Source organism: Pseudomonas sp. 3296, assembly GCF_031456615.1.
Taxonomy (GTDB): domain Bacteria; phylum Pseudomonadota; class Gammaproteobacteria; order Pseudomonadales; family Pseudomonadaceae; genus Aquipseudomonas; species Aquipseudomonas mucoides.
Genome location: NZ_JAVDUY010000011.1, coordinates 1 through 26,492, shown reverse-complemented (window position 1 = coordinate 26,492; position 26,492 = coordinate 1). Strand labels below are relative to the sequence as shown.

Annotated in this window: 26 protein-coding genes; 9 read left to right on the top strand and 17 right to left on the bottom strand. The window is 59.9% G+C overall.

Translation table 11 applies throughout. The features are described 5' to 3' along the window. Positions 1 to 8 precede the first annotated feature (8 nt). Entirely contained in the window at positions 9 to 1,304 is a 1,296-nt protein-coding gene (locus J2X66_RS27360; protein WP_310270957.1) for a mechanosensitive ion channel family protein, read from the bottom strand. 192 nt (positions 1,305 to 1,496) lie between these two features. On the opposite strand from J2X66_RS27360, the gene J2X66_RS27355 reads away from it, so the two are divergent. Further along, positions 1,497 to 2,843, top strand: coding sequence for a DEAD/DEAH box helicase (locus J2X66_RS27355; protein WP_027925824.1), 1,347 nt, complete (start codon positions 1,497 to 1,499; stop codon positions 2,841 to 2,843). Positions 2,844 to 2,911: 68 nt separating this feature from the next. Here the strand turns inward: J2X66_RS27355 and J2X66_RS27350 are convergent, their stop codons facing one another. The 3 genes from J2X66_RS27350 to J2X66_RS27340 all read right to left on the bottom strand — a co-directional run bounded on the left by J2X66_RS27350 (position 2,912) and on the right by J2X66_RS27340 (position 4,648). Beyond that, positions 2,912 to 3,187 (bottom strand): hypothetical protein, encoded by a 276-nt coding sequence (locus tag J2X66_RS27350; RefSeq protein WP_310270954.1) that lies wholly within the window; start codon positions 3,185 to 3,187, stop codon positions 2,912 to 2,914. 91 nt (positions 3,188 to 3,278) lie between these two features. Then, on the bottom strand, positions 3,279 to 3,749 hold the full coding sequence (locus J2X66_RS27345; RefSeq protein WP_310270951.1) for a GyrI-like domain-containing protein: 471 nt from the start codon (positions 3,747 to 3,749) through the stop codon (positions 3,279 to 3,281). A 164-nt stretch (positions 3,750 to 3,913) separates the two neighbouring features. Next, a complete protein-coding gene (locus J2X66_RS27340) occupies positions 3,914 to 4,648 on the bottom strand; it encodes a thioredoxin family protein (RefSeq protein ID WP_310270948.1) in 735 nt (244 codons plus the stop codon). A 178-nt stretch (positions 4,649 to 4,826) separates the two neighbouring features. Here J2X66_RS27340 and J2X66_RS27335 point away from each other — a divergent pair, with 178 nt between their 5' ends. Continuing rightward, entirely contained in the window at positions 4,827 to 5,216 is a 390-nt protein-coding gene (locus J2X66_RS27335; RefSeq protein WP_310270945.1) for a transcriptional regulator, read from the top strand. 63 nt (positions 5,217 to 5,279) lie between these two features. Here J2X66_RS27335 and J2X66_RS27330 read toward each other — a convergent pair whose 3' ends face one another. The 3 genes from J2X66_RS27330 to J2X66_RS27320 all read right to left on the bottom strand — a co-directional run bounded on the left by J2X66_RS27330 (position 5,280) and on the right by J2X66_RS27320 (position 7,328). Further along, on the bottom strand, positions 5,280 to 6,149 hold the full coding sequence (locus tag J2X66_RS27330; RefSeq protein WP_310270943.1) for a DUF6279 family lipoprotein: 870 nt from the start codon (positions 6,147 to 6,149) through the stop codon (positions 5,280 to 5,282). 65 nt (positions 6,150 to 6,214) lie between these two features. After that, a complete protein-coding gene (locus J2X66_RS27325; protein ID WP_310270941.1) occupies positions 6,215 to 6,931 on the bottom strand; it encodes a TorF family putative porin in 717 nt (238 codons plus the stop codon). Between the two features lie 208 nt (positions 6,932 to 7,139). Beyond that, the gene (locus tag J2X66_RS27320; protein ID WP_017337097.1) at positions 7,140 to 7,328 is read right to left on the bottom strand and encodes a hypothetical protein; all 189 of its coding nucleotides are present in this window, start codon (positions 7,326 to 7,328) and stop codon (positions 7,140 to 7,142) included. Positions 7,329 to 7,680: 352 nt separating this feature from the next. Between J2X66_RS27320 and J2X66_RS27315 the strand changes: the two genes are divergently transcribed. Beyond that, entirely contained in the window at positions 7,681 to 8,517 is an 837-nt protein-coding gene (locus tag J2X66_RS27315) for a S1 RNA-binding domain-containing protein (RefSeq protein WP_140666898.1), read from the top strand. Between the two features lie 98 nt (positions 8,518 to 8,615). Further along, entirely contained in the window at positions 8,616 to 9,548 is a 933-nt protein-coding gene (locus J2X66_RS27310; protein ID WP_310270936.1) for a DMT family transporter, read from the top strand. Here the strand turns inward: J2X66_RS27310 and J2X66_RS27305 are convergent. Next, positions 9,493 to 10,674: an MFS transporter gene (locus J2X66_RS27305; RefSeq protein WP_310270933.1), complete on the bottom strand. Its 1,182-nt coding sequence runs from the start codon at positions 10,672 to 10,674 to the stop codon at positions 9,493 to 9,495. The two genes, J2X66_RS27310 and J2X66_RS27305, sit on opposite strands and share 56 nt — an antisense overlap. Positions 10,675 to 10,777: 103 nt before the next feature. On the opposite strand from J2X66_RS27305, the gene J2X66_RS27300 reads away from it, so the two are divergent. Together J2X66_RS27300 and J2X66_RS27295 are read left to right on the top strand one after the other, a co-directional pair. After that, on the top strand, positions 10,778 to 11,671 hold the full coding sequence (locus J2X66_RS27300; protein ID WP_310270930.1) for a putrescine utilization regulator PtrR: 894 nt from the start codon (positions 10,778 to 10,780) through the stop codon (positions 11,669 to 11,671). Between the two features lie 139 nt (positions 11,672 to 11,810). Beyond that, complete coding sequence (locus tag J2X66_RS27295; protein WP_007914492.1) at positions 11,811 to 11,939, top strand: PA1414 family protein; 129 nt, start codon at positions 11,811 to 11,813, stop codon at positions 11,937 to 11,939. Between the two features lie 207 nt (positions 11,940 to 12,146). On the opposite strand, the gene J2X66_RS27290 is transcribed toward J2X66_RS27295, so the two are convergent. The 6 genes from J2X66_RS27290 to speB form a co-directional block, all read right to left on the bottom strand. After that, a complete protein-coding gene (locus tag J2X66_RS27290; RefSeq protein ID WP_310270927.1) occupies positions 12,147 to 12,398 on the bottom strand; it encodes an acyl carrier protein in 252 nt (83 codons plus the stop codon). A 55-nt stretch (positions 12,399 to 12,453) separates the two neighbouring features. Beyond that, on the bottom strand, positions 12,454 to 13,179 hold the full coding sequence (locus J2X66_RS27285; RefSeq protein WP_310270924.1) for an MBL fold metallo-hydrolase: 726 nt from the start codon (positions 13,177 to 13,179) through the stop codon (positions 12,454 to 12,456). Positions 13,180 to 13,264: 85 nt separating this feature from the next. After that, positions 13,265 to 14,644, bottom strand: coding sequence for a sodium:solute symporter (locus tag J2X66_RS27280; protein ID WP_310270921.1), 1,380 nt, complete (start codon positions 14,642 to 14,644; stop codon positions 13,265 to 13,267). Positions 14,645 to 14,771: 127 nt separating this feature from the next. Next, positions 14,772 to 16,283: a cytosine permease gene (locus tag J2X66_RS27275; protein WP_310270919.1), complete on the bottom strand. Its 1,512-nt coding sequence runs from the start codon at positions 16,281 to 16,283 to the stop codon at positions 14,772 to 14,774. Between the two features lie 54 nt (positions 16,284 to 16,337). Further along, positions 16,338 to 16,760 (bottom strand): nuclear transport factor 2 family protein, encoded by a 423-nt coding sequence (locus J2X66_RS27270; RefSeq protein ID WP_310270916.1) that lies wholly within the window; start codon positions 16,758 to 16,760, stop codon positions 16,338 to 16,340. Positions 16,761 to 16,769: 9 nt separating this feature from the next. After that, positions 16,770 to 17,720 (bottom strand): agmatinase, encoded by a 951-nt coding sequence (speB, locus tag J2X66_RS27265; protein ID WP_027925808.1) that lies wholly within the window; start codon positions 17,718 to 17,720, stop codon positions 16,770 to 16,772. Positions 17,721 to 17,992: 272 nt separating this feature from the next. Here speB and J2X66_RS27260 point away from each other — a divergent pair, with 272 nt between their 5' ends. Both J2X66_RS27260 and J2X66_RS27255 read left to right on the top strand, forming a co-directional pair. Beyond that, a complete protein-coding gene (locus tag J2X66_RS27260; protein WP_007945995.1) occupies positions 17,993 to 18,886 on the top strand; it encodes a LysR family transcriptional regulator in 894 nt (297 codons plus the stop codon). A gap of 3 nt (positions 18,887 to 18,889) precedes the next feature. Beyond that, positions 18,890 to 19,486, top strand: coding sequence for a DTW domain-containing protein (locus J2X66_RS27255; RefSeq protein ID WP_310270911.1), 597 nt, complete (start codon positions 18,890 to 18,892; stop codon positions 19,484 to 19,486). Between the two features lie 131 nt (positions 19,487 to 19,617). Here J2X66_RS27255 and J2X66_RS27250 read toward each other — a convergent pair whose 3' ends face one another. The 3 genes from J2X66_RS27250 to J2X66_RS27240 are packed head-to-tail and all read right to left on the bottom strand — an operon-like array spanning position 19,618 to position 24,531. Beyond that, entirely contained in the window at positions 19,618 to 20,985 is a 1,368-nt protein-coding gene (locus tag J2X66_RS27250; protein ID WP_027925806.1) for an HlyD family type I secretion periplasmic adaptor subunit, read from the bottom strand. A gap of 9 nt (positions 20,986 to 20,994) precedes the next feature. Continuing rightward, complete coding sequence (locus J2X66_RS27245) at positions 20,995 to 23,154, bottom strand: type I secretion system permease/ATPase (RefSeq protein ID WP_310270908.1); 2,160 nt, start codon at positions 23,152 to 23,154, stop codon at positions 20,995 to 20,997. Between the two features lie 18 nt (positions 23,155 to 23,172). Beyond that, the gene (locus J2X66_RS27240) at positions 23,173 to 24,531 is read right to left on the bottom strand and encodes a TolC family outer membrane protein (protein ID WP_027925804.1); all 1,359 of its coding nucleotides are present in this window, start codon (positions 24,529 to 24,531) and stop codon (positions 23,173 to 23,175) included. Positions 24,532 to 25,125: 594 nt separating this feature from the next. Here J2X66_RS27240 and J2X66_RS27235 point away from each other — a divergent pair. Further along, positions 25,126 to 26,492: retention module-containing protein (locus J2X66_RS27235; protein ID WP_310270905.1), on the top strand; the 1,367-nt coding region annotated here is incomplete at its 3' end.

Sequence of the window (26,492 nt, the reverse complement as noted above, 5' to 3'; positions counted from 1 at the left end):
GCCTCACTTCATGGGGTTTTTTCCAGAGCAGGTATTGAGCTCGCACCCAACACTATTGGCAGCAACCCCGCACGCATATCCCCACCACTCGGCTGCTGATAAAGACTCAACCCAAACTCCGGCAATACCGCCAGCAGGTAGTCGAAAATATCCCCCTGAATCCGCTCGTAATCCGCCCACGCCGTGGTGCTGGTGAAGCAGTAGATTTCCAGCGGAATACCCTGCGCGGTGGTTTGCATCTGCCGCACCATGCAGGTCATGCCGGGCTGAATCTCCGGGTGACTCTTCAAGTACGCCAACGCATACGCGCGGAAGGTCCCGATGTTGGTCATCCGCCGACGGTTGGCGGACATGGCCGCCACATTGCCCTGCGCTGCATTCCAGGCCTTGAGTTCGGCCTGCTTGCGACCGATGTAATCAGTCAGCAAATGCACCTGCGACAACTTCTGCTCTTCGTCATCGCGGATGAACCGCACACCGCTGGCATCGATGAACAGGCTGCGTTTGATCCGTCGCCCGCCGGATTGCTGCATCCCGCGCCAGTTCTTGAACGACTCGGACATCAGGCGCCAGGTCGGGATCGAAACAATCGTCTTGTCGAAATTCTGCACCTTCACCGTGTGCAACGTGATGTCGACCACGTCACCGTCAGCGCCGACCTGCGGCATCTCGATCCAGTCGCCCACCCGCAGCATGTCGTTGCTGGTCAGTTGCACGCTGGCCACGAACGACAGCAGCGTGTCTTTGTAGACCAGAATAATCACCGCCGACATGGCACCCAGACCCGACAGCAGCAACAGCGGCGAACGGTCGATCAGGGTGGAGACGATGACGATCGCCCCCAATACGTACAAGACCATTTTTGTCAGTTGCACGTAGCCCTTGATCGAGCGCGTGCGGGCGTGCTCGGTGCGCGCGTAGATGTCCAGCAAGGCGCTGAGCAGAGCGCTGAACGCCAGCAGCAAGAACAGAGTGGTGAACGCCAGCGCCACATTGCCGAGGAAATTCAGGCTGGTCTTGCTCAGCTCCGGTACCAGATGCAAGCCAAATTGAATCACCAGTGACGGCGTCATCTGCGCGAGACGATGAAAGACCTTGTTGTGCCGAAAGTCGTTGATCCAGTGCAGCGCCGGTTGGCGGCCGAGCATTTTGGTCGCGTGAAGAATGAGGAAACGCGCCACTCGTCCGAGGACCAGTGCAATGACCAGTAACAGCATCAGCGCCAGACTTGAGTGCACGAGCGGATGCTGATCGAGGGCACCCCAGAGGTCCTGGGCATTGAGCCAGAGCTGTTTGATATCCATGGGCTAAAACGATTCTCCGGAAGGACACGATCGGGCGATTAGAGCATTTAAGAGGGTTTGGATGACGTTTGAAGACAAATCAGGCAACAAAAAGCCACTGTTTATCGTCGTTTTCGTAAAGAAACTCGGCCTGAGCGCTCGAAACCGTTACCCTATGCAGCTGTTTTTTTGTATTTCTTCGAGGTAGCACCCGTGTTTTCCCAATTCGCCCTGCACGAACGCCTGCTCAAAGCCGTGGCCGAGCTTAAATTTGTCGAGCCAACGCCAGTGCAAGCAGCGGCTATTCCGCTGGCGCTCCAAGGGCGTGACCTGCGGGTGACTGCGCAAACCGGTAGCGGCAAAACCGCTGCTTTCGTTTTGCCGATCCTCAACCGTCTGATCGGCCCGGCGAAAGTCCGCGTCAGCATCAAGACCCTGATCCTGCTGCCGACCCGCGAGCTGGCTCAGCAGACCATCAAGGAAGTCGAACGCTTTGCGCAGTTCACGTTCATCAAGTCCGGTCTGATCACCGGCGGTGAAGACTTCAAGGTCCAGGCCGCCATGCTGCGCAAGGTGCCGGACATCCTGATTGGTACGCCGGGCCGGATGATCGAGCAACTGAACGCCGGCAACCTCGACTTGAAAGAAGTTGAAGTGCTGGTCCTCGACGAAGCCGACCGCATGCTCGACATGGGCTTTGCCGATGACGTGCAGCGGCTGGTAGCCGAATGCACCAACCGCCAGCAGACCATGCTGTTCTCCGCCACCACCGGCGGTTCGGGCCTGCGCGACATGGTGGCCAAGGTGTTGAACAACCCTGAGCACCTGCAGGTCAACAACGTCAGCGATCTGAATGCGACCACCCGTCAGCAGATCATCACCGCTGACCACAACGTGCATAAAGAGCAGATCCTCAACTGGCTGTTGGCCAACGAGACCTATCAGAAGGCTATCGTGTTCACCAACACTCGGGCCATGGCCGACCGCATCTACGGTCGTCTGGTGGCGCAAGAATACAAAGCGTTCGTGCTGCACGGCGACAAAGACCAGAAAGACCGCAAACTGGCCATCGACCGCCTGAAGCAGGGGGGCGTGAAGATCCTCGTTGCCACCGACGTCGCCGCACGCGGCCTGGACGTGGATGGCCTGGACCTGGTGATCAACTTCGACATGCCGCGCAGCGGCGACGAATACGTTCACCGTATCGGTCGTACCGGCCGTGCCGGCAATGAAGGCCTGGCGATCTCGCTGATCTGCCACGGCGACTGGAACCTGATGTCGAGCATCGAGCGCTACCTCAAGCAGAGCTTCGAGCGCCGCACCATCAAGGAAGTCAAAGGCACCTACGGCGGACCGAAAAAGGTCAAGGCCTCGGGCAAAGCCGTTGGCGTGAAGAAGAAAAAAGTCGACGCCAAAGGCGACAAGAAGAAAACCGGCGCCAAGGCACCCACCAAGCGCAAAATCGCCAACCGCCCGAAGACCGACGCTCTGTCGCTGGTCAGCAAGGACGGCATGGCGCCGCTCAAGCGCCGCAAGCCGGAAGCGCCAGCGGCTGAATAAACCGTTGTCGTGACCCAAAAAAACCGGACGGATGTCCGGTTTTTTTATGCGCGGGATTTGTCGGTTGATCAGCTCTCGGCCTTCTTGTCCGCCGTCTGCAATTCTTTCAAGCGCTGATCGATGAGCTGGCACTTGTCCGGTAGATCCTTGCTGGCCGTGCCCAGGTCCATCTTCTGCAGCTCGGCGTTGATCTCTTTGGCTTTGGTTGGATTCTGTTCGGTGAGCTTGGCCACTTCCTGCGCCAGTTGCTCGCGCTTGGCGGTGGCTTCCTCGGGGGTGCAGGCCCAAACGGGGAGGGCGCAGGCGAGGGTGGTGGCGAGGGTGAGTTTCAGCAGGGTTTTCATAAGTGAGCCTCAGTTCCGGTTAAGGCGGGTTAATCGGTTGAGGGTTGAAGGCCGGTAAAAGTTCAGCTCGTTGACCGCAGAGTCTTGGGTGTTACTGATCCTTCACGGCAATGCACATATCCATTTCCACCACGCCGCTGTTCTCATCGTAGGACGCCTCCACCGGGTAACGTTCAAATCCCGGACGCTGGTCGTAAGCCAATCCGCTTTGCGGCATCCACTGCCCGCACAGCTCTCCCCATGCTGTCGGGATTTCACTGGTCGGTCCTTTGAAGTGGGCGACGGCGTAGCGGCCGCCGGGCAGATGGGTGACGGCGAACGGGTATTTCGGTTCGAAGTCGGCGGGCACTTCGACGCAGGCGTCGTAGCGGCAGTATTGCGCTGGTGTGGTGCTCGGGTCGTCGTGGCCAATGCCGTAGCGCACGCGGTTGAGGAGGTTGTTTTCGACCATCCACGGGGCGACGGTTTCGCGCCAGAAGGTGCCGATTTCCGGGCCGTAGGGGCCGGTGTAGCGCAGGTAGGCGACGCGGGCTGGGGGGAGGGTTTTCAGGGTGACGTTCATTGTTTGGGGCCTCGGGGTCTTCTCTTGAGGGCTGGGGTGAATGGTGCGGCCTCATCGTCGGAACGCCGCCCGGAGCAAGGTCGCTCCCACAGGAGATTGGTGGCGAACGCAAATCCAATGTGGGAGCTGGCTTGCCTGCGATGGTCGCGACTCGGTCTATGAGACTAGCCCCCATGGCAGCAGCTTGCTGCGGCTTTGTCTTCGTATTTGTCGTGATGCCGCACCCATTCCATGATCTCTTCTTCGTTACGGCCCTTGGGCGTGAGGTCGAGGTAGTTATAGGCGCCGACCAGCATGTCCAGCCCTCGGGCATAAGTGGAATAGGTATGGAAAATATCGCCCGCTTCATTGCGATAAAACACGCTCAATCCGGGAAGTTCTTCTTCGGCGCCGTCGGTTTTTTCGTAGTTGTAGGTGGCTCTGCCAGCGGCGACTTCTTCAGCTCGTGCACAGACGCCGAAGTCGTAGTTGAAATCGCAACCCGCTGACGAAACCCAATCGAATTTCCAGCCCATGCGCCGCTTGAAGGCCTGGAATTCGGCGAACGGTGCGTGGGAAACCGCCACGACGGCGATGTCATGGTGCGACAGGTGTTGATTGGCGCCGTCGATGTGGTCTGACAGGAACGAGCAGCCAGGGCAGCCTTCGTCCCATCCGGCGGCGAACATGAAGTGGTAGATCACCAATTGGCTGCGGCCGCCAAACAGGTCGGCCAGTTTCAGTTCGCCATGGGGGCCTTGAAAGTGGTAGTCCTTGTCGATTTTCACCCAGGGCAGGGCGCGGCGTTCGGCGCTGAGTTTGTCGCGTTCCCTGGTGAAGGCTTTTTCGTGGGCCAGGTGTTGCTTGCGCGCGGCGAGCCATTCTTCGCGGGACACGACGGGATGATTCTGAATGTTCATTGGCTTTTCTCCTGCGGGGGGCGGGGAGGTGACTTACACAGCCTAGTCGTTTGACCGATGCCGGATTCGACATACCGCTGGTCGGTGCTGTTCAGCGCATTGGCTGAACGGCTGCGCACGCTGCCGGTCACAAATTAAGAAGGCCCTTTCACTCATGCGGTCTGGAGGTTGAATCAGGATGACGACTTATAACTGGGATTTGATTGAACGCTTGCTGCACGAAGTGCAAAACGGTGCCAGCAGCTTCACGCCACGGCACTATGCCGAGCAGTACGTGGCGCAGAAAACGGCGGAAGGCGAGCAGACGGAAAACCTCGATCACTTGAAAGCGGTGGCGGGCGAGTACGAAAAACTGCTGCTGGCGCGTGGCTACATCGAATCGCGGCCTGAGGATCAGGGCGGCAGCGGCTCGAATTACATTTTGACGCAGCGCGGCTCCAGTTTGTTGAGCCTGATCGACAGCAGCATTCCGGGGAATGACCATCCGCGGCAGGTGCTGGATGAGCAGGAAGATGCGCTGGATGAAGTGAAGTTCGATGAAGTGGCGTCTAAAGCGCAGATTGCCTGAAGTCTGCGCATAACAGTGAGGGAGCGAGCAGGCTCGCTCCCTCAGGGGAAATGTGTGTGCGGCTTAGCTTTGTTTGGCTGCTTTTAGGCACTTGAGGTCGTTGAAGTCTTTTCTCACGACTCCGATTTTCTTCAACAACCGCTGACGCTGGGCCGGAGTGCTCTCGGCCATCAAATCCACGATCAACCCACGCGCCTGAGCCTCGGTATTGGCATAGGCCTGACGATAGGCTGGCGTCCACAGGCTCTCGCGATTGACCAGAAGCGTCTCGATTTGCTGTGGGAATTCAGGACTTTGGCGTTGAGCAACCGCCGCGCTGAACTGCGTCTGCCAATGCGCGCGGTTGGCGATCCATTGCGTGTTCTGGTCACCCAAGGCCCTTGACCAAGTGACTACACGTTGTTGTTGGGTAGTGCTCAGCGGGCCGAGCCAGTCATCCAGACGTTTCTCCATGCGCTCGGCACGCTGTTTGATCTGTTGATCGAGGGACGGTTTGAGGTATTCCTCTTGGCGTTTGCGCAGGTCCTTGGCGAAAGCGTCGTTCATTTCCGCGACTTGTTTGTCGTCCAGCCCCTGCAGCAACTCGATGGCCGACGGAGTAATTTCCCGGGCGGTCTGGGCAATCGCGGCTTTGGCTTCCTGGGTGCGGATTTGCAGGGCGTCGTCGGTGACCTGGTTGGTTTCGACCATGGTTTGCAGGCGGTCCAGCCAATCCAGATAACCCGGCAGTTGCGTGCTGCAGTGCCAGCTCAGGTGCTCTTTGAGGCGCTCGTTGAACCAGCCTTTTTGCTCGCCGTTCATGTCCAGGTAATCGCTGAGCGTCCAAGGAATGATCACGTCGAGGTTGCGGTAGGCCAGGCCCACCCGGCTGCATGCGCCAAGGATGAGGCTCAAAATGATCAAAGCGGCGAAGCGAATTAGCCAGCGCGACATGGGCGGATCCTTGCGAAAGCCTGGGTATTCATGTGAACGCAGGATGAGCCCGGCAGTTCAGCCGTTCAATAAAACGCGTGTTCAGCCTTGAGAGTGACCAACCCGTCGCATTGGCCGTTGTGCCCGGAATAGGCTGAACAGTTGCTGCCGCTGAGGTTGGAGTCACTGTAGATGAGGTCCAGGTCGATGCCCATGAAGGGCCGGGAAAGTTGCACCGACCAGTCGGTAAAACTGTCGACATACCCTCCCTCGACCGACACCGGGGTGTAGAGCTGGTGGGTGGTGTATTTCATGCTGATCCCGATGCCGAACGGCTGGTTGCCACCGAGGTCGGCGAACAACGTTCTGTTCCGCTTGTCCGGGTCGTTGCTGAAGGCTGCACCAAAGCGGCTGCCGAGCAGGGTCAGGCCGCCGAAGAGCTCCTGGCTGTCGAGGGTGTCCACTTTCGGATAGCTGTAGTGGATCATGCCGACTTCGTAGCCGAGGGTTTGATCGAAGGGCTGTTTATATCCCGCGTAGGAATCGACTTCGAGGTTTTTGCCCGGACTCAAGCCCATGCTCGGTGCCCATTGGCCAACGTAGAAGCCACTGTCGTGGGTCAGGTCGAGGCCGCCATGGAATGAGCCGGTGCTGGAGGGTTTGACCAGCCCCTGGGCCATGCTGCGGCTGGGTGTGGTGCCGAGCTTGAGGTCGTAGTCGCCCAGTTCACGCTGGAAGATTTGCGCATTGGCGAGCGGACAGGCGAGCACTGTAGAGAGCAGCAGGAGAAAGGGTTTGAGCATGCGTCACTCCATTGACAGCGAGGAGCAGGGATCGGAAACCTACTGAAACGCTTGTTCTAGACGTGTGCAAGGATACCGGCGAATGCTCGGCATTGAGGGCCGTTCGTCGTTTTTTGAAATTTAGAGGGGTTTGGCAGGGTGTTGCGAGAGGGTTCCAGTCCAAGCGCTTCGAAGCTCAAAGCGCTTTGGGACCAGTTAAAGCAGGGTGTTACTTCTTGCCGAGCGTGATTTGCTTGGACGGGCCGAACGTCTGGCCGCTGACGCCTTTGGCAATTTGCTGGATTTCACCACCGGACTTGAGGAACGCAGCAATCTGGTTGTTGATCGATTCGCTGGTTTCAACGGCTGGAGCTGGCTTTGCTTTGCTGTTGGATGCTTTTACACGCATGGCGGCCATTAACCTGTAGAAAATTAACTTGGCCAGGCATCGTACAGGAAATACTTGACAATTGCTTGGCTAATATCCCCTCAAAATACCCAGAGCAGGGCTGGAATTTATCTCAGGGTATTATCTGAAATAGGTCTCTAACACACTGTTTTAACTAAGAACGTTGATGAAAAGGCCCATGTTCGGATGGGTTGGCAGGGGACAAAACCGCCTCGTCGGGCTGACGAGTGGCGAAGCCGTGCGGGCCATCCCCTCAGGAAAATCACGGATTGCGCAGTATTTTCGCCCGCCACCCGGCCGGCCGCCGAACGTCGCCCGCAAAACCGGGTAGAATGCCGCCCACGTAATGAGGGTATTTGAAATGGCTTTAGTCGGGCGTTACAACAGTTTGCAAGTGGTTAAACACACTAACTTCGGTTTATATCTGGACGGTGGGGCAGACGGCGAAATCCTCTTGCCTAATCGTTATATCCCCAAAGATATTCCCAGCGAAGATGAAGACTGGCTCAACGTTTTTGTTTATCTGGACAGCGATGACAAACTCATCGCAACTACCGAAAAGCCGAAAGTTCAGGTTGGTGAGTTCGCCAGTTTGAAAGTCGTTGAAGTCAACAGTATCGGCGTGTTCCTGGATTGGGGGCTGCCCAAGGACCTGCTGCTGCCGTACTCCGAAGAAAAACGCCAGATGACCGCCGGTGAATATGTGGTGGTGCATGTCTACCTCGACAAGCACACCCGTCGCATTACCGCGACCGCGCGTCTGGACCGCTATCTGGACAAGACGCCGGCCAGCTACACACCGGGCCAGGAAGTTGATTTGCTGGTGGCCGAAGCGACCGACATGGGCTTCAAGGCAATCATCAACAACAAGCACTGGGGCCTGATCCACAAGAACGAAATCTTCAAGTTCATGCGCGCCGGCAAAGAAGAGAAGGGCTTTATCAAAGAAGTCCGTGCCGACGGCAAGATCAGCCTGAGCCTGCAACCGGTGGGCGAAGAAGCGGCCACCAGCCTCAACTCGAAGATCCTCGCCAAGTTGCGTGAAAACAACGGCTCCCTGCCGGTCAGCGACAAGAGCGACCCGACGGTGATCACCAGTATGTTTGGCGTCAGCAAGGGCAACTTCAAGAAGGCCATTGGTGCGCTGTACAAGAATGGCCAGATCGTCATTCATGCGGATCGCATTGAACTAAGCTGATCCTGCAACAACCGTAATGAAAAGCCCCGGCCCCTGTGCCGGGCTTTGCTTTTTGACTGCCGGGTTTCTGCCATGGATTGTGTTATCGAGGTATCACGATGAGCGCCAGCCGGCGTAGCGCCGACGGGTTTGCCCTGCAGGTGATGATCGGGTTGTGCCTGATCTGGGGTGTGCAGCAGGTGATGATCAAGTGGGCGGCGCCGGACATCGCACCGGTCATGCAGGCGGCGGGGCGGTCGGGCATGTCCGCGTTGCTCGTCGGTTTGCTGATCTGCTGGAAGGGCGGCTGGGATCAGGTCGGCGCGACCTGGCGCGGCGGTTTGCTGGCCGGTGCGCTGTTTGGTCTGGAATTCTTCTTCATCTCCGAAGGCCTGCAACTGACCACCGCGGCGCACATGTCGGTGTTCCTCTACACCGCACCAATTTTCACCGCGTTGGGCGTGCATTGGTTGCTGCCGAGTGAGCGTTTGAGGCCGGTGCAGTGGCTGGGGATTTTCCTCGCCTTTGTCGGGATCGCCATCGCGTTTGCCGGTGGCGTGTCCTGGGATAACCTCGATCACCGCATGTTGATGGGCGATGCGCTGGGCGTACTGGCCGGCGCAGCGTGGGGGGCAACCACGGTGGTGGTGCGCGCTTCACGGCTGTCGGAAGCGCCGGTGACGCTGACTTTGTTCTATCAATTGATCGTCGGTTTCGTCGGCCTGATGCTGATCGCGATTCTCAGCGGCCAGGTCACTCACGTCAGCCTGACCACCATCGCGGTGACCAGCGTGCTGTTCCAGGGGGTGGTGGTGTCGTTCTTCAGTTACCTGACCTGGTTCTGGCTGTTGCGGCGTTATCTGGCGGCGAACCTGGCGGTGTTTTCGTTCATGACGCCGTTGTTCGGCGTCACGTTCGGCGTGGTGCTGTTGGGCGAGGAACTGAGCCTCAATTTTGTCATCGGCGCGGTGCTGGTCTTGCTCGGCATCACCTTTGTCAGTGCTGAGCAGTGGGTGCGCCGTCGTTTGCGCAAAGCCCTCGGGCAGTATTGACCGGGCGCAGCAACAGGCTGCCGGCGATCAGTAGTCCGCTGCCGGCAACAATCAGCGCGGGCTGCAAACCGCCACTGAAGTGACTGCTCAGGGCCGCCAGCAACGGCCCGGCGAGTTGACCCACGGCGAAGCACGCGGTCAGCAGCCCGGCGTTGCGCTGGGTGGCGTGGGGCGCCAGTTCCCGAGAGCGTTGCATCACCAGTTGCATGCAGGCCAGAAACGGTGTGCCACACAGCAGCACGCCCAACGCCAGACCCGCTCCGCTGCCCAACAGGCAAGCGAAGACCCCGACGGCTTGCAGCCACAAGGTGATCATCAGCCAATGGCGCGTGCCATTCAGGGATTGTCGACGCAGGCTCACCAGTACCACCCCAATCGACGACGCCAGGCCAAAGCACGGCCAGAACAGGTCGGCCTGCCATTGCCCATGGAACTGCGCATTGGCCATCTGCGAGAGGAATGTGGCGGGGATGATGTAGCCCAGACCGTACAGGCCATAGATCACACCCAGTCGAGCGATACCCTGATTGTTCGCTGTGGCGGCGACGGGCGCAGCCGCCACCGTTGCCGCGGATGGTGGCAGGAACGGCAGAATCCCCAGCAGCATCACCAGCGCTACGCCGGCATACACCAGCCACAGCGTCGCGGAGGTCTGCCCCAGAAGGTTCGAGCCCAAGGCCAATAAACCCGTGAGAAAAATCCCCAGACCCGGCCCGGCAAACACCAGGGCGCCCAGCCGTGGACGACCGGCCGCGGCCGCCAATGGCTGACTCAGCGCGGTGATCATCACCAGCACCCAGGCGCTGGCCACGCCGGTGCCAAAACGCAGCAGCAGATGCGACCAGAACCCGTTGGCCCAGAACGACGCCAGTGTCAGCAGCACACACAGCCACAACCCGCCCAGCAAGCGCTGACGGATTTGCGCCGGCTTGCGCGAGAACATCGCATCCAACGCGCCGACGAAGTAGCCCAGGTAATTGGCAGCGGCAATCAGGCCCGCTGCGGTCAGGTCGATCTGACCTTCGCTAAGCAAATGTGGCATTTGCGGGGTGAGGGCGAAGCGCCCGATGCCCATGGCCATCATCAGGGCGATAAAACTGGCGGTTAAGCGAATCAGCGCAGACATAGTCTCAGTTCCGGCAAAGGATCAATGACCGTCAGGCTAGGACTGATTGACTTTCTTTTAAAATGAATAATAGTGAGTAACTTGTTCTGATTTGGAGAAGATCGTGGAGTTCAGCCAGTTGCGGATCTTCCAGGCCGTGGCGCAGGAGGGTTCGATCACCCGTGCCGCCGAGCGATTGCATCGGGTGCCGTCCAACCTGTCGACGCGTCTCAAACAACTCGAGGAGCAACTCGGCGTAGAACTGTTCGTCCGCGAGCGTCAGCGTTTGCAGTTGTCGCCTGCAGGAAAAGTCCTGCTGGACTACACCGCCAAGCTGTTCGCCCTGCATGACGAAGCCAGTGCAGCCGTGCAGGGTGGGCAACCGGCCGGGGACTTTGTGCTCGGCACCATGTACAGCACGGCGGCAATTCATCTGCCGCCATTGTTGGCGGGTTATCACCGCACTTACCCCGCGGTAAACCTGCAAGTGCAATCCGGGCCGAGCGGAGAATTGCTTGAAGGCCTGCTCACCGGCCGGCTGGATGCGGCGCTGGTGGACGGCCCACTGGAGCTCGCGGGGCTGGACGGCGTGCCCTTGTGCGACGAACGGCTGGTGCTGATCACGGAGGCCGATCACCCGCCAGTGCACAGCGCGCTGGATGTGGAAGGGCGCTCGGTGTTCACGTTCCGCCAGGGATGTTCCTACCGCATGCGCCTGGAGGCCTGGTTCGCCCACGACCATGCAGCGATGGGCCGGGCGATGGAGATCGAATCTTATCCAGGAATGCTTGCATGCGTGATTGCCGGCTCCGGCGTGGCGTTGATGTCGGAGTCGATGCTTGCCAGCCTGCCGGGCCGTGAGAGTGTCGCGGCGCACCCGTTGGCCGAGCCGTTCGCCCGCGCGACGACGTGGCTGATGTGGCGCAAGGGCATGGTCGGGGCCAATTTGAATGCGTGGATCGAGCAGCAGCGAACGGTCTATCCGTGGGCGCCGGTTGAAGCCCAGGCGATTGCCTGAACGAACGGTCAGGTATTTTGTTCAATTCAGTAACAGATCATTGCGACTTTTGATGAGCATTGCGTAGGACTTCGGACTATTATCAGTGCGAAGCGGCCTCAGAATTCCGGTCGCTCGGCACTACCCTGAAGGGGGCACCATGAAAGAGAAAATCCAAAACTGGCTGCACGACTTGGGTGTTGCACTCGGTTTGATCGAACCGCCTCTGCAACCTGTGCCTATTCGGACGGACGACGAACAGCGCCGACGCCAGCAGCGCCGCCGGTAATCGCGACGCATGTAGCAGCTGTCGAGCACCGCGAGGCAGCGTTCGGCTGCGCAGCAGCCGTAAACCCTACATGCACGATCTACCTGACACACGTCGAAACCTTGACTCCACCGACGGCTCCGTCCGAACGCGACTCGCGCCGAACGCAGCCTCGCGGTGCTCGGCAGCTGCTACAGGGGGCAGCTGAATTTCAGAGACCGGGCACAGTCAATCCCGCCCGATCTCCAGCAAAAACCGACTCAAATCATTCGCCGTTCTGGCGGTCTTGAGCATCCGGTCTTCTTCCGCCGTAAACGCCGTCAACCCCAATTCATCTTCCAGATGGAAGATCAGGTCTTCAATGTCCGCTTTATCCAATCCCAACTCCACCAGACTGACGTTGTCGCTGAAGTCATCCCGGCCCTCCAGCAAGCGGCTGATGAACTGATGGACGGCGCGGCGAACGGCAGCTCTTTTCATGGTTGCTCTTGGCGGGCGTTATTGTAGTTGTCCCTGCGCTTGAGTACAGCAGGCTTCAGCCGTGTGAGCGCTGCCACTCGTCAATCATCGTGCGCAAATGCTCACCGGAAAAACTGCCGAAATGCCCGCCATGCACTGTGCGGATCGGCAAGGCACGCAAGCGTTGCAAGCTGCGGGCGTAGTCATCGAGATTGGAGTGGTAAGCGTCTTCGATCAGCGGTCCGTCATAGATGATGTCGCCACTGAACAGCGTCTCGGTCGCCGCTTCATACAGGCTGATGCCACCCGGTGAATGCCCCGGTGTGTGCAGCACCTGCAGCACGCGGTCACCCAAATCCAGCACATCACCTTCTTCAATCAGACCCGTGGCCGGCGCGGCCTTGACCCGGTATTCGGCGTAGCACAACGGGCAATCGGGATGAGCCTCGAACATCTCGTCGCCGACAAAGGCCTTGCTCAAATCGTTGTCGCCGTCCGGTGCGGCAAGGATGTCGGCCTCAGCCGGGTGTACCAGCCGTTCAGGAAACTCGTGATGCCCGGCGATGTGGTCGAAATGGCAATGACTCGCCACCGCCACCAGCGGCCGTTCAGTGATCCATGGCAATTGCTCGCGCAGGCTCACCAGTCCCGATCCGCTGTCCAGCAGCAGGTCCTTGTCGCGGCCCTGTACGTGCCAGAGGTTGCAGCGATAGAAAGGCCGAATGTACGGCTCGTGAATCAGGCGAATGCCGTCGCTGAGCTGTTTGACTTCGAACCACTGATCGCGGCTGACGATCTTCATAAGCAGTTTCCTTCAGACGAAAAAAAACGGGTGTGGCAACCGACGCCACACCCGTCGAAGAAAGCATCAAGTCGTTATGTTCAGCTTAGGCGGCGTTGGCCACCAATGCAGGGCGGCGGGACATCAAGCTCACCACCACGAAGCTCACCAGACCTACGGCGAGGCTGTAGTAGATCGGGGAGTTGGCATCCAGACCATCCTTGAACATGAACACCAGCGCGGTAGCGAAGCCCATGCCCATGCTGGCGATAGCGCCGGCGGTGGTTGCGCGTTTCCAGAAAATCGCACCGATCAGCGGGATCAGCATGCCGCCTACCAACAGGTTGTACGCCAAGGTCAGGGCGCTGATCACGTCATTCACGACCAGGGCGATGCCCAGTACCACGATACCGGTCAACAGGGTGAACAGGCGGTTCATGCCCAGGCTCGACTGCTTACCGCCACGCAGTTTCGGCAGCAGGTCTTCGGTCAGGGTGGTGGCAGCGGCGAGCAGGCCGGCGCTGGCGGTGGACATCATGGCGGCCAGGGCCGCAGCGATCACCAGGCCACGGATACCGTCCGGCAGGGACAATTTGACGATGGCGGCGAAGGCGTTGTTGACGTTGTCCAGGTCCGGGATCAGCACGTGAGCGGCCATGCCGATCAAGGCACAGGCCAGTCCGTAAACGATGCAGTAGAAGCCTGCGAAGGTACCGGCGACTTGAGCCACCTTGGCGCTCTTGACGGTGAACACCCGCTGCCAGATGTCCTGGCCGATCAGGATCCCGAAGAAGTAGATCATGAAGTAGGTGATGATGGTGTCCCAGCCAATCGTGGTGAAGCTGAAGGCGGTCGCCGGCAGTTTCAACACCAACTCATCCCAGCCGCCAACGCGGTACAGGCAGATCGGCAACAGGATGAACATCAGGCCGACGGTCTTGATCACGAACTGGACGATGTCGGTCAGGGTCAGGGACCACATGCCGCCAATCGCCGAGTAGATCACTACCACGCCACCGCCGAGCAAAATCGAGACCCAGAACGGCAGGCCGAAGAGCACTTGCAGCACGGTGCCGATGGCCAGGATCGAGACCACGCCGATCATCAGCGCATACGCCAGCATGATCACCGCGCTCGCGGAGCGGGCCATCGGGTTGTAGCGTTTTTCCAGCACCTGGGTAACGGTGTAGATCTTCAGTTTCAGCAGCGGTTTGGCGAGGAACAGGTTCAGCGCCACGATCCCGCAACCGAGTGCCGCGCAGAGCCAGAAACCGGAGATGCCATGGACGTAGCCCAGGCGAACGGTACCAACTGTAGAAGCGCCGCCCAGAACGGTGGCGGCCATGGTGCCCATATACATGGTCGGGCCGAGGTTACGACCGGCGACCAAAAAGTCTTCGTTGGTCTTGGCCTTGCGCATGCCGTAGTAGCCGAGTAGCAGCATCGCGGCGGCGTAGATGAGTACAACGAATAAATCCAAAGCCATTATGGCGTGTCTCCGATTGTCTTTTTTATGGTGAGGCGCAATTGCATTACTGTGATGGGATGCTTTTTGTGGCGAGGGAGCACGCTCCCTCACCACAAATGTTCACCTCATCACTCTGTTGTGTTTTTCAGGCGGCTTGTCGCAATGCCGGTTTAGCGAGCGAATGCGTGCCCTTGCTGCGTGAATCATTCGGGCCGAACACCGTAGCTGTTTCCGGGAACAGGCTCAGCAGCGCCAGATACACTAGCGAGGCCAGGCCCAGGGTGACCGGCAGGCTGATGTCGATACCGCCGGCCATTTCGCCCAGTGGTCCGACAAACTGCCCCGGCAGGTTCACGAAGCACAGGCCGATGGCCGCGCTCGGGATCCAGGCACCCAGGCCACGCCAGTTCCACCCGTGGGTGAACCAGTAGCGGCCACCTTTCTCGCCCCGGGTGAACACTTGCAGGTCATCCGGGCAATAGAAGCCGCGACGCACCACCAGGCCGATGATCATGATCACCATCCACGGGGTGGTGCAGGTGATGATCAGTACGGCGAAGGTCGACACGCTCTGCACCAGGTTCGCCGCAAAGCGCCCGATGAAGATGAAGGCAATCGACATCACACCGATCAGCAGCGTGGCCTTGACCCGCGACAGCACGCGAGGGAACACGCTGGACATGTCCAGCCCGGTGCCATACAGCGACGTGGTGCCGGTGGACATGCCGCCGATTACTGCAATCAGGCACACCGGCAGGAAGAACCAGCTCGGCGAGACAGCCAGCAAGCCGCCGACATAGTTGTTGGCGGCGATGTAGTCCGGTGCCTTGATCGCCACGATGGTCGCGGTGGCCAGGCCAAACAGGAACGGGATGAAGGTGGCGACCTGCGAGATCACCACCGCCGCCATGATCCGGCCTTTTGGCGTGTCACGCGGGATGTAGCGCGACCAGTCACCGAGGAACGCACCGAAGGAAATCGGGTTGCTCATCGCCACCAGTGCGGCACCGATGAACGCAGCCCAGAACCCTGGCTGACCCATGCTGACGGTGCCGGCGTAGTTCACATCGAAAGGACCGGCGAAGGCGAAGACACCCAGCAGGAACAGCAGGCTGGCGCTCCACACCGCGATCTTGTTGACCCACAGCAGGAAACGGAAACCATAGATGCAAACGGTCAGCACCAGAATCGCGAACAGGCCGTAGGCCAGGCCCAGGGTCAGGTCGGTTTCCGGCAGGCCGATCAGACGCTTGGCGCCACCGATCAGCGCATCACCCGAACTCCATACCGAGAGCGAGAAGAACGCGATGGCGGTCAATAGCGAGAGGAATGAACCGACGATCCGCCCGTGCACGCCGAAGTGCGCACCCGACGAAACGGCGTTGTTGGTGCCGTTGATCGGGCCGAACAGGCCCATGGGTGCAAGGATCAGCGAGCCCAGCAGCACGCCCAGCACAATCGCCAGCACACCGGCCTGAAACGACAGACCGAAAAGCACCGGGAAACTGCCGAGCACGGCGGTGGCAAAGGTGTTGGAACCACCGAAGATCATCCGGAACAAATCCGTCGGGCCTGCGGTGCGTTCGCTGTCCGGGATCTGTTCGACCCCGTAGGTTTCAATTTGCGTAAGGCTTTGGTCGTTGTTGTTTTTATTCATGATCAGCTCCGATCATAAAGGCGCGCTCATCGTGCGTGAGCGTCACCTGTTTGGCTAAGGGGTTGGCAGCCCTTCCGGCATCGCGGACAAATGTTCGTGGCAGGCCAGCCATAGGCCTTGTTGTTCTTGGCCAGACGCTTGTTTCTTGAAAACAATCGTCTCGCGCTCCTGGCTGAAGTGTTGCTCCCCTTGCATGCGCAACTCGGTGGCCACGTCATGGATGAAAATCGCCACGTCACCCTGCAGGCTGACAAAGGCGTTGCTCGAGGTGCACGAAAGCACCTCGAAGCCATCCTCCGAGCGCCAGGCGTCCCACAACGCCTGATAGGCATCGCGCGACAGCAGAGGCTGTTCGAGGGTGTAGAAGACGAAGCTGGCATCGGTGCTGAACGCACCGAAGTAGGCTTCGCGATCGTTACGGGCGAAAGCGGACACCAGATCGGCGGCGGCTTCCAACACCTGATCACGTTCGTTCATGGCCCATCCTCAGCGGTGGACCACGCCAGGCAGTACGCAGAGCATTTCGTACAGCAGGTTGGCGGCCAGCAGCGAGGTGTTGCCGGTGGTGTCATAAGCGGGCGAGACTTCTACCAGATCGCACCCGACCAGGTCGAGGCCTTGGCAGCCGCGAACGATTTCAATCGCCTGAATGGTCGTCAAACCACCAATTTCCGGGGTGCCGGTGCCAGGTGCCCAGGCTGGGTCGATGCCGTCGATGTCGAAACTCAGGTACACCGGACCGCCGCCGACTTTCTCGCGAACTTCGGCCATCAATGGGGCCAGGGATTTGTGCCAGCACTCTTCGGCCTGAACCACACGGAAACCCTGATTGCGGCTCCAGTTGAAGTCGTCAGCGGTGTAGCCCTGAGCGCGCAGGCCAATTTGCACCACGCGGTCGCAATCCAGAAGGCCTTCTTCGACAGCGCGACGGAAGGTGGTGCCGTGGGCGATTTTCTCGCCGAACATGTGATCGTTCACGTCAGCGTGAGCGTCGATGTGCACGAGGCCGATCTTGCCGTGCTTTTTATGGATGGCACGCAGGATAGGCAGGGTGATGGTGTGGTCACCGCCCAGAGTCAGGGGGATCACATCGTGTTCGAGGATCTTGTGGTAGGACTCTTCGATGATCCGTACCGCGTCCAGCAGGTTGAACGTGTTGATCGCGATGTCGCCGATGTCGGCCACCGACAGCGAATCGAACGGCGCCGCGCCGGTCGCCATGTTGTACGGGCGGATCATGACCGATTCAGCGCGGATTTCGCGAGGCCCGAAGCGGGTGCCGGGGCGCAGCGAGGTACCGATGTCCAGTGGCACGCCAACGAAGGCAGCGTCCAGACCGGCAGCGGTATCCAGGTGGGGGAGTCGCATCATGGTGGCGATGCCGCCGAAGCGCGGCATTTCATTACCGCCCAGTGGTTGGTGAAGAATTTTGTCCACGGGTAGGGCCTCATCGTCGTTGTTTTATTTATGTCGGTTGCACAGGTCAGGACAGACACAGGTACCGTTGGAGGCCGATTCTGCGAAATGTAGTGGCCGGGAAGAATCGCTACGGGCAAATACTTAGTTCAGATTTTTCTAAACTAATGGTTCTGGTGGCGATAGACTCGCAGAGCCCCGTAGCAGCTGACGAGCACCGCGAGGCTGCGTTCGGCGGTGCTCGTCAGCTGCTACGGGGTCAATACCTGTCTGTGTTTTTGCTGGAGTGCCCCATGGCCAACGCTTTACCCGACCTGAAACTATTGCGCATCTTCGTCAGCGTGGTCCGCCATCAGGGGTTCGCCAACGCCCAGCAAGAGCTCAACCTTTCGACCTCGGCCATCAGCACCTACATGAGCCAGCTCGAAGCGGCCCTCGGCTTGGTCCTGTGTCATCGCGGTCGCGGTGGGTTCAGCCTGACCAGCAAGGGCGAACTATTCCATCAGGAAACCCTGCGTCTGTTGGGCGAGCTCGAAGGCTTCGAGCAATACGCCGCCGCCCTCAAGGGCGAATTGCGCGGTACGCTGAACCTCGGCGTGATCGATTCGACGGTCAGTGACAAAGCGTTGCCCTTCGCCGAAGCCATCGGCGCCTACAGCCAGGAACACCCGGCGGTGCATTTGCATTTGTCGGTGATGAGCCCTTACGAATTGCAACTCGGCGTGCAGGACAATCGCCTCGACCTCGCCATCGGCGCGTTCTCCACGCGCATGAGCGGCCTGGTCTACATGCCGCTCTACCGCGAACAGCACTGGCTGTATTGCAGCAGCCGTCATCCGCTGTTCACCGAGCGGCGTATCCCCGAGCAAGTCATCACCCAGCAACGCATGGTCGGCCGGGGTTACTGGAGCCAGGCGGAACTGGCGCGTCACGGTTTCAAGCACAGCGCGGCCACGGTGGAGAGTATGGAGGCACAACTGATTCTGGTGCTGTCCGGTGCCTACATCGGCTACCTGCCGGAACACTACGCCCAGGCCTGGGCGGACAAGGGCGATTTGCGTGTGTTGCTACCGGCGACCTTTGGTTATCAGGCGCCGTTCTCGATGATCGTGCGCCGTGGCCGCAGCCGCGAACCGCTGATCCAGACCTTCCGCGATTTGCTTAAAGCACAACTGAATCAGGCTTGATCGATGTCCAGAATCCAGTGTCCCCGTTGCCTGCGTCCGCAAACTCATTGTTTGTGCGCGCTGATCCCGAGCCTCGACAGCCGCACTCGGGTGCTGCTGTTGCAGCATCCGAGCGAAGTGAATCACGCGCTCAACACGGCCCGGTTGGCGGCGTTGGGCTTGAACAATGCCGAGCTGATTGTCGGCGAGGTGTTCGAAGATTTGCCGGCGTTGTTGAATCAACCGGGGTATCAGGCACGGTTGTTGTTTCCGGGCGAGCATGCGCAGCCGATGCAAACGTATACGGCGACTGACGAGCCGCTATTGCTGGTGGTTCCGGACGGCACCTGGCGCAAGGCGCGCAAGATGCTGCACCTCAATCCGCTGTTGGCGGCGTTGCCGAGGGTGACGTTGGCGCAGGGCGGAGTGTCACGATACCGACTGCGCAAGGCGCCGGGGCCGGGGGCATTGTCGACAGTGGAGGCGATTGTGCAGGCGCTGCAAACGCTGGAAACGCCGGGCTCGTTTGAGCCGTTGTTAAAACCGTTCGAGGCGTTGATCGAGGGGCAGATTGCGGCGATGGGGGAGGAGACGTTCCAGCGTAATCATGGGCCGAAATGATCGCTGAATTTAAGGGCCTCATCGCGAGCAACTTCGCTCCCACCGGGCGGGTGTGAACGACACAGATCCAGTGTGGGAGCGAGCCTGCTCGCGATGGCGGTGAAACAGTCACCACAAACCCGAGCCAGAGACTACCGCTCGCGCATCGCCTCAGTCCGGGCCTTCAACACCGGTTTGAGCAGGTAATCCAGCACGCTTTTCTCACCCGTAATGATGTCCACCGTGGCAACCATCCCCGGAATGATCAGCAGCGGTTTCACATCCCCGCCCAAGTGGTTTTTATCCGTGCGCACCTGAATCAGATAAAAGCTGTTGCCCTTGTCATCGGTGATGGTGTCGGCGCCGATCAGTTCGAGCTTGGCGCTCAATCCGCCATAAATCGTGTAGTCATACGCACTGAACTTCACCATCGCTTTCTGCCCCGGATGCAGGAACGCCACGTCCTGCGGCCGCACCTTGGCCTCGATCAACAGGTTGTCTTCCAGCGGCACGATTTCCACCATGTCACTGCCGGGCTGGACCACGCCGCCGATGGTGTTGACCTTCAGCACTTTGATAATCCCGTGCACCGGCGACACCACCGTCGTGCGCGTCACGCGGTCATCGATGGCGATGCTCGACGCCGTGATTTTCGACAGGTCAGTGCGTTTCTCATTCAGCTCTTTCGCTGCGTCGGAACGGAAGGATTGTTCCGACTCGTCAATCTTGCTCTTGATCTCGTTGATCGCCGATTCCGCCCGGGGAATCGCCAGTGTCGTTGCGTTCAATGAACCGCGAATCTCCACCGCACTGCGTTTGAGGCGCAGGATTTCCACCGGTGATACCGCGCCGGTGCCCACCAGAGGCGTGGACATGTTCATCTCTTGTTGCAGTAACGCCAGGCTGGAGCTGAACTGCCCCTGTTTTGAGCGGAACTCTGCCAGTTCCTGGGTTTTTTGCCGAAGTTGTTCGCTCAGCGTGCGTTGCTCACTGGCGAGTCGACGCTGGCGCTGTTCGTACAGCGAGCGCTCGTCTTCGGCCACTTGCGGGGCTTTGGCGATTACTTCTTCTGACAGTTTGAAGGGGCGTCCTTCCGCTTCCGCCGACAGGCGTTCAACCTGCGCGGTCAGAGCATAACGATCCGCTTCGCTTTCGCCTTTGTTCGACAGAAATCGCGTGTCATCCAGACGCAGCAAGGTATCGCCCTTGTTCACCATTTGCCCTTCGCGCACGAAGATCTCGGTGACGATGCCGCCCTCCAGGTTCTGGATCACCTGGACCTTGCTCGACGGAATCGCCTTGCCTTCGCCCATGGTGACTTCCTGAAGCACCGCGAACTTGGCCCACACCACCGCGCTGATAATCAGCCCGGCAGCCAGCCACACGGTAATGCGCGACCAGCGCGGGGAATCCTGCAACGAGGCGCCGGCCGTTTCCGGCATGAACTCGCTCTCGGCGGTTTTGCCGAAGCTGCCGAAGTAGCCGCGGTCCTTGGAGGTGTCGGACGATGAACGGGCCATGGGTCGCTCCTAGACAGCCGCAGAGCCGACGCGGCCCTTGCGCAGTGCATCGATGACCGCTTCTTTGGGACCGTCAGCGACGATCCGTCCGTTATCCAGCACCACCAGTCGATCCACCAGGCTGAGCATCGAGGTGCGGTGGGTGACCAAGAGCAGAGTTTTGCCCTGGACCCAGGTGTGGAGCTTTTGCCGCAGAATGTCTTCGCTGCTGTTGTCCATCGCGCTGGTCGGTTCGTCGAGCAGCATGATCGGCGGATCGAGCAACAAGGCCCGCGCCAGCAACACGGCTTGACGTTGCCCGCCGGACAGCAATTGCCCACGTTCGCCGACCGGGCGATCAAACCCTTGCGGATGCTGACGGGCGAGTTCCGTGACGCCGGTCAGCTCGGCCACTTCGAGCATCCGTGAATCGCTGATGTAGCGGGCGCCGAGGGTCAGGTTGTCGCGCAGGCTGCCGGCCAGCAGTGGCAGGTCGTGGGCGACGTAACCGATCTGTTGGCGCAGGTCGGCGACGTCCAGTTGCCGCAGGTCCAGGCCGTCGAGCAGCAACTGGCCTTCCTCCGGTGCGTAGAAACCCATCACCAATCGCGCCAGGGTACTTTTTCCCGAACCGCTGCGACCGATGATGCCGATGCGTTCGCCCGGCTTCATGCTGAAACTGACGTTGGCCAGCGCGGGCGCGTTCTGGCCGTTGTAGTGGAAGGTCACGCCGCTGACTTCGATCGCGCCTTGCAGTTGTGTGCGCTCCAGCGGCCGCTGTTTGGCGTCGCGCTCCTGCGGCAGGCCCATCAGCGCATCGGTGCTTTTCATGGTCAGCTGCGCTTGCTGGTAGCGGGTGATCAGCCCGGCAATCTGCCCCAGCGGCGCGAGCACGCGGCTGCCGAGCATGTAGGTCGCCACCAGCGCCCCGACGCTGAGGTTACCGGCGATGATGCTGTAGACCCCGGCGACAATCGTTGCCATGCCGGAGAACTGCTGGATGAACAAGGTGCCGTTGGTGGCCAGTGCCGAGAGGTTGCGTGCATGGCTGTCGAGGCGGGTGAGGGCGCCGTGGGTGCTTTCCCATTTGTGCTGGCGCTCGCTTTCGGCGCTACAGGCCTTGAGGGTTTCCAGGCCGCCGAGGGTTTCGATCAGCAAGGCCTGGCGTTCGGCGCCCAGGCTCAGGCTTTTTTGCACGGTGTCGCGCAGGCGCACCTGGATCATCATCGCGAAAATGATCGTGATGGGGAACGCCAGCAGCGGAATCACCACCAGCCAGCCGCCGAGCAAACCGATCACCACCAGCATCAACACGGCGAAGGGCAGGTCGATCAGGCTGGTCAGGGTGACCGCGGTGAGAAACTCGCGCAGGCCCTGGAAGTCATGAATGCTTTGGGCGAAGCCGCCGATGGTCGCCGGGCGGGCTTTCATCGACATGCCGGTGATGCGCTCGAACAAGGTCGCTGACAGGATCACGTCGGTTTTCTTGCCGGCGGTGTCCAGCAAATGGGCGCGCACAACGCGCAACACCAGTTCGAAGCCGGTGCCGATCAGCAGGCCGATCGACAATACCCACAAGGTCGAGGTGGCCTGGTTTGGCACCACCCGGTCGTAGGTCTGCATGACGAACAGAGGGACCATTAACCCGAGCAGGTTGATCAGGAAACTCGCCAGGATCGCATCGCTGTACAGCCACTTCGACAGTTTCAGCGTGTCGCGAAACCACGCTTCGACGCGCGGAACCAGGGGCGAACGCAAGTCTTCGAGTTCATGGCGTGGCCGGGCAAACAAGGCCTGGCCACTGTAATTTTCGGCCAGCTCATCTGTGCTGACCCATTGTTCGCCACCATCGGCTTCGCTGGGCAGGATCAGCACCTGACCGTTGTCACCAAAGCGTCGCAGGATGGCCGTTCGGCCGTTGTTGAGGATCAGCATCACCGGCAGGTTGAGGGCGGAAATATCCCCCAGTTCCCGGCGCAGCAGTCGCGCCTGCAAACTGGCCCGGGCCGCTGCGCGGGGCAGCAGGTCCAGGCTCAAGCGCTGTTTGTGCAGCGGTAGCCCTGCACTCAGGCTGGCGCGACTGACCGTCGCGCCGTGGAGTTTGCAGAGGATCAACAGACCGTCCAGAAGCGGGTCATCGAAGCTCAGCCGCGGATCGACACCGGTGTTGCCGGATTCCATGCTGGTCACATTGATCGCTCCAGTGAGCTACTTCAGTTCAGGCAAACGGGCTTCGTTCTTCACTTCGGTAGCGGCGATCGCATCGGCGGGCAACACCACCCGTTGCTTGCTCAGCAACTCTCCCATGCTGGCCAGCACGCGGTACATCGAGTATTCCTCGGTGTAACGCACTTCGGTGTAGCGACGGTTGGCGTTGTAGAGCTCGTTTTCACTGTCGAGCAAGTCGAGCAACGTGCGTTGACCGAGACCGAACTGGTCCTGATACGCCACGCGCACTCGCTTACTGGTTTCAGCGTATTCGCGTGCAGTCGGGGTTTGTTTCTTCGCATTGACCATGGCGTTCCAGGCCAGGTGAATGTTCTCGTTGAGTTGGCGCAGGGCGTTGTTGCGGATGTCCATGGCCTGGTTGATCTGGTGCGCATCGGACGCCAGGCGTGCCTTGTCGCTGCCACCGCGGAACAGGTTGTAGTTCATCACCACACCCACGCGCCACTCATTGTCGTGGCCTTCATCGCCTTGCACGTTGTTGTTCGCGCCCACGGCGGCTTCGGCGTCGAAGCGTGGGTAGAATGGCGACTTGGCAACTTCGTACTGGCTCTCGGCCGATTGCACGTCAGCCTGGGCGGATTTCAGATAGGGGTTGTTTTCCACCATGCTCTGCTGGGCTTCTTGCAGGGAGGTGGGCAGTTCACCGCGGGTCGACGGCGGTGTTTCGAGCTCATCGGGCAGGCGCCCGACAACGGCGGCGAAGTTCGACTCGGCGTCCGCCAGATCGACTTCGGCGGTGTCGAGGTTGTTTTGCGCCAGTGCACGGCGAGCGCCGGATTGATCGGAGTCGGCGTTGCTGCCGACGCCACGCTGGGTGCGCAGGCCGATCTGGTCGTTGACGCGCAAGTGCGCTTGCAGGTTGTTGGTAGCCAGGGTCACCAGTTCGCGGCGCTTGAGCACTTCGAGGTAGACCTCGATGGTGCGCAGGGCCAGGTCCTGAGCGGTGCCTTGAGCGTAATAGGCCCGGGAGTTGACCACGCCTTTGGTGCGTTCAACTTCGTTGGCGGTGTTGAAACCGTCGAACAGCATCTGCCGCAGGCGCAGTTCCGACTGGGTGTAGTTGAGGATTTCGGTGTGGTGATTGCCGAATGCCCGGGTGTTGGTGTTATCGCTGTACCCGCGCCCGTAGGCGGCGTTCAGATCAACAGATGGATAAAAGCCCCCCTTGGCCACTTTCACCTGCTCATCCGCGGACAGGCGCGAATCCACGCGCGAGGCCAGTTCCGGATGGGTTGCGATAGTGCTCTGGATTGCCTCGGTCAACGACATGGCCTGAGCGCCGGAAGTGCAGGCCATGGCCAGCAGAACCGCGCTGCAGAGGGGGGTTAAAACGCGCATGGGTGCATCTCCCTGAATTCCTGATGGTGCTTATCAGTCGCCAAATATTTGACGGCATTTATAGGTAAAACCGTTTCACCCTTGTAACAACAGAGCTAAGAACATTCTAGAGAATAGCTAAGAAATTTTTCTCATAACCCTTATGCCAAAAAAAACTTATGCCGTCAGCAAAATCCAGCACATTGTTCATTACGAAAGCCTTTGAATTACGAGCTTTAGGGAGCTTTCAAAGGTTTCAGGAAAAGTTCCATCCACTTATCGACATAGGGCGGAGAAGTGCTGGAGGGGAGGGACGCGTAACGATTTGCAGTGACGGTTTTTTGTCACCCTGTTGATTCAGGATCGTTACGCATCGCTCACTGGGCAAGGGCGACGCAATTGGGCCTTCGAAGCCATTGATTGCAGAGGGGTTTATCCCGCAGTCGCCGACGTTGCCGGTGAGCGGCACGCTGGGCGAGGACATCGCCAGGGCAGTGGATTACTCAGGTAAACGCGTCCTGCAGGCGATCCGCGCAGCCACCTGCTTTCAAACCATGAGCACATTCTTCGCTAAAAACAGGATGCCGACACCGGTTGGCAGCGGAGGAAATGCACATGGCTACGCTCATCGGTATCGTCAGTAAAGTCATTGGTCAGGTGTTCGTGGTCGCGAGCGACGGTACCCGGCGTGCGGTGATCGAGGGCGATCGATTGTTCGCCGGCGATCAACTGGTCACCGGGGCCGAAGGCGCGGTGGCGGTCCATCTGCAAAATGGCCAGGAACTGACCCTCGGGCGTGGCAGCAGCATGAATATGGACCCGCATCTCCTCGCCAATGAGTCGCCGCACGTCGGCACTTCAGAAGCGGTAACGCCGAGCGAAGCGCAACTGACCGATGTCGAGCAACTGCAAAAAGCTATCGCGGCGGGCGCTGACCCGACGCAAACCGGTGAAGCCACTGCGGCCGGGCCGAGCTTCACAGGGGCGCCCAATGGTGCGCAGGGCGGTGGTCACAGTTTTGTCATGCTCGAAGAAGTGGGCGGGAAGGTCGATCCGACGATTGGCTTCCCGACCGCTGGATTTGGCGGCATTCCTGAGTTCCCTGAAGAACGCCATAACGCCGACGTCCAGCAGAACGCCGACGGCACTCCTGCGGTCATTGCCCCACCGGTAACGCCGGTCAATAACCCGGTCACGCTCAATGGCCTGTCGGTGGCGGGTGGCGAACTGACCGTCAACGAAGCCAACCTGGCCGACGGTTCCGCGAGCAATCCGGGCGCATTGACCCAGAGCGGCACGTTCAGCATATCGGCGCCGGACGGGCTGAACAGCCTGAGCATCGGCGGTATCAATGTGATCAGCGGTGGCGTGGCGATTGGCTTTCCGCAGTCGATCACCACGCAACTGGGCAACACCCTGACCATCACCGGTTACAATCCGGCCACAGGCGTGGTGAGTTACAGCTACACCCTCAACGGCAACGAAACCCATTCGGCCGGCGACGGCGCCAACGCCCTCAGCGAACAGTTCACCGTGGTGGCCGGCGACAGCAACGGCGACACCGCCACCGGCACGCTGGACGTCAACATCACCGACGATGTGCCCAAGGCTGTCGATGACAGCAACGCCAACACCGCGTCGGAAACCTTGCTGACCCTGACCGGCAGCGTGCTGCCAAACGACACCCAGGGGGCCGACCGCATTCCCACGGGCCCCAACAGCGGCCCGGTGATTGGCGGCACCTTCACCGGCACCTACGGCACCCTGGTGCTGAATCCCAACGGCACCTACACCTACACGCTGAACACCAGCGACGCCGATTTCAAGGCGCTGCACGGCGGCGGTAGCGGCACGGAAACCTTTACCTACACGCTGACGGATGCTGATGGCGACACCAGCACCGCCAACCTGGTGCTGCAAGTCCACAACAACGACGATCCGGTGACCATCGACGGCCTCACCGTCAACGGCGGCGAACTCAC

Bases quoted from the DNA above. Each gene is read 5' to 3' on its own strand.
- J2X66_RS27360 (WP_310270957.1), bottom strand. From the start codon at position 1,304: ATGGATATCAAACAGCTCTGGCTCAATGCCCAGGACCTCTGGGGTGCC.
- J2X66_RS27350 (WP_310270954.1), bottom strand. From the start codon at position 3,187: ATGAAAACCCTGCTGAAACTCACCCTCGCCACCACCCTCGCCTGCGCC.
- J2X66_RS27345 (WP_310270951.1), bottom strand. From the start codon at position 3,749: ATGAACGTCACCCTGAAAACCCTCCCCCCAGCCCGCGTCGCCTACCTG.
- J2X66_RS27340 (WP_310270948.1), bottom strand. From the start codon at position 4,648: ATGAACATTCAGAATCATCCCGTCGTGTCCCGCGAAGAATGGCTCGCC.
- J2X66_RS27335 (WP_310270945.1), top strand. From the start codon at position 4,827: ATGACGACTTATAACTGGGATTTGATTGAACGCTTGCTGCACGAAGTG.
- J2X66_RS27330 (WP_310270943.1), bottom strand. From the start codon at position 6,149: ATGTCGCGCTGGCTAATTCGCTTCGCCGCTTTGATCATTTTGAGCCTC.
- J2X66_RS27325 (WP_310270941.1), bottom strand. From the start codon at position 6,931: ATGCTCAAACCCTTTCTCCTGCTGCTCTCTACAGTGCTCGCCTGTCCG.
- J2X66_RS27320 (WP_017337097.1), bottom strand. From the start codon at position 7,328: ATGGCCGCCATGCGTGTAAAAGCATCCAACAGCAAAGCAAAGCCAGCT.
- J2X66_RS27315 (WP_140666898.1), top strand. From the start codon at position 7,681: ATGGCTTTAGTCGGGCGTTACAACAGTTTGCAAGTGGTTAAACACACT.
- J2X66_RS27310 (WP_310270936.1), top strand. From the start codon at position 8,616: ATGAGCGCCAGCCGGCGTAGCGCCGACGGGTTTGCCCTGCAGGTGATG.
- J2X66_RS27305 (WP_310270933.1), bottom strand. From the start codon at position 10,674: ATGTCTGCGCTGATTCGCTTAACCGCCAGTTTTATCGCCCTGATGATG.
- J2X66_RS27295 (WP_007914492.1), top strand. From the start codon at position 11,811: ATGAAAGAGAAAATCCAAAACTGGCTGCACGACTTGGGTGTTGCACTC.
- J2X66_RS27290 (WP_310270927.1), bottom strand. From the start codon at position 12,398: ATGAAAAGAGCTGCCGTTCGCCGCGCCGTCCATCAGTTCATCAGCCGC.
- J2X66_RS27285 (WP_310270924.1), bottom strand. From the start codon at position 13,179: ATGAAGATCGTCAGCCGCGATCAGTGGTTCGAAGTCAAACAGCTCAGC.
- J2X66_RS27280 (WP_310270921.1), bottom strand. From the start codon at position 14,644: ATGGCTTTGGATTTATTCGTTGTACTCATCTACGCCGCCGCGATGCTG.
- J2X66_RS27275 (WP_310270919.1), bottom strand. From the start codon at position 16,283: ATGAATAAAAACAACAACGACCAAAGCCTTACGCAAATTGAAACCTAC.
- J2X66_RS27270 (WP_310270916.1), bottom strand. From the start codon at position 16,760: ATGAACGAACGTGATCAGGTGTTGGAAGCCGCCGCCGATCTGGTGTCC.
- J2X66_RS27260 (WP_007945995.1), top strand. From the start codon at position 17,993: ATGGCCAACGCTTTACCCGACCTGAAACTATTGCGCATCTTCGTCAGC.
- J2X66_RS27255 (WP_310270911.1), top strand. From the start codon at position 18,890: ATGTCCAGAATCCAGTGTCCCCGTTGCCTGCGTCCGCAAACTCATTGT.
- J2X66_RS27250 (WP_027925806.1), bottom strand. From the start codon at position 20,985: ATGGCCCGTTCATCGTCCGACACCTCCAAGGACCGCGGCTACTTCGGC.
- J2X66_RS27240 (WP_027925804.1), bottom strand. From the start codon at position 24,531: ATGCGCGTTTTAACCCCCCTCTGCAGCGCGGTTCTGCTGGCCATGGCC.